Annotated in this window: 2 protein-coding genes and 1 pseudogene; all 3 read left to right on the top strand. The window is 61.5% G+C overall.

Annotated elements, in window-relative coordinates; genetic code table 11:
- Positions 1-154, top strand: a pseudogene (locus AWB78_RS46195) (NAD(P)(+) transhydrogenase (Re/Si-specific) subunit alpha); the annotation flags it as partial.
- Positions 155-167: 13 nt separating this feature from the next.
- On the top strand, positions 168-488 hold the full coding sequence (locus AWB78_RS42585; protein ID WP_008351539.1) for an NAD(P) transhydrogenase subunit alpha part 2: 321 nt from the start codon (positions 168-170) through the stop codon (positions 486-488).
- Positions 489-1,347 (top strand): NAD(P)(+) transhydrogenase (Re/Si-specific) subunit beta (locus AWB78_RS42590; protein WP_198399509.1); only part of this gene is annotated, 859 nt, incomplete at its 3' end.

Here is a 1,347-nt window from a genome sequence, read left to right on the forward strand (position 1 = left end):
CGCCGATGCCTCCGCGCTCTACGCCCGCAACCTTCTGGACTTCCTGAAACTGATCCTGACGAAGGAAGGCACGCTCAACATCGATCTCGCGGACGACATCGTCGCGGCCACGCTCCAGTGCCGCGACGGTCAAGTGGCGCGCGCCACGGCATAACACGGAGACGCACATGGATGTCATCAATCACACGGTGATCAACCTCATCATCTTCGTGCTGGCCATTTACGTCGGCTACCACGTGGTGTGGAACGTCACGCCTGCATTGCACACGCCGCTGATGGCGGTGACCAACGCGATTTCGGCGATCGTCATCGTCGGCGCGATGCTCGCGGTCGGCCTCACGGTCGGCGCGGCGGGCAAGTTCTTCGGCACGCTCGCCGTGCTGCTCGCGGCGGTGAACGTGTTCGGCGGCTTTCTCGTCACAAGGCGAATGCTCGAGATGTTCAAGAAGAAAGAACCCAAGAAGATCACGAGCAAGGAGGGCGCGTAAATGAGCCTGAACGTCGTTACTCTCCTGTACCTCGTCGCCTCGGTGTGCTTCATCCAGGCGCTGAAGGGCTTGTCCAATCCGAAGACCGCGCGCATCGGCAATACGTTCGGCATGGCGGGCATGGCGATCGCCATTCTCACCACGCTCGCGCTGATCGTTAAACAGGCGGCTTATCTCGAAGCGAATCTCGCGCTCGGGCTGTCGTTGCTGTTCGTCGCGTTGATCATCGGTGGCGGCGCGGGCGCGTATATCGCGGCGAAAGTCGAGATGACGAAGATGCCCGAACTGGTCGCGGCGATGCACTCGCTGATCGGTCTTGCGGCTGTCTGTATCGCGTATGGCGTGGTCGCCGAGCCTGCCGCGTTCGGGCTGGCGCCGCTCGGTGAGCCGATTCCGTACGGCAATCGCGTCGAGTTGTTCATCGGCACGTTCGTCGGGGCGATCACGTTCTCGGGCTCGGTCATCGCGTTCGGGAAACTGTCGGGCAAGTACAAGTTCCGGCTGTTTCAGGGCGCGCCGGTCGTGTATTCGGGACAGCATCTGATCAACCTGCTGCTCGCCGTCGCGATGGTCGGCTTCGGCGTGATCTTCATGCTCACCGAATCGTGGCTGCCGTTCATCATCATGACGATCATCGCGTTCGCGCTGGGCGTGCTGATCATCATTCCGATCGGCGGCGCGGACATGCCGGTGGTCGTGTCGATGCTGAACTCGTACTCGGGCTGGGCGGCGGCGGGCATCGGCTTCTCGCTGAACAATCCGATGCTGATCATCGCCGGTTCGCTGGTGGGTTCGTCGGGTGCGATTCTGTCGTACATCATGTGCAAGGCGATGAACCGGTCGTTCTTCAACGTGATTC

This window comes from Caballeronia calidae, assembly GCF_900044055.2.
GTDB classification, from domain to species: domain Bacteria; phylum Pseudomonadota; class Gammaproteobacteria; order Burkholderiales; family Burkholderiaceae; genus Caballeronia; species Caballeronia calidae.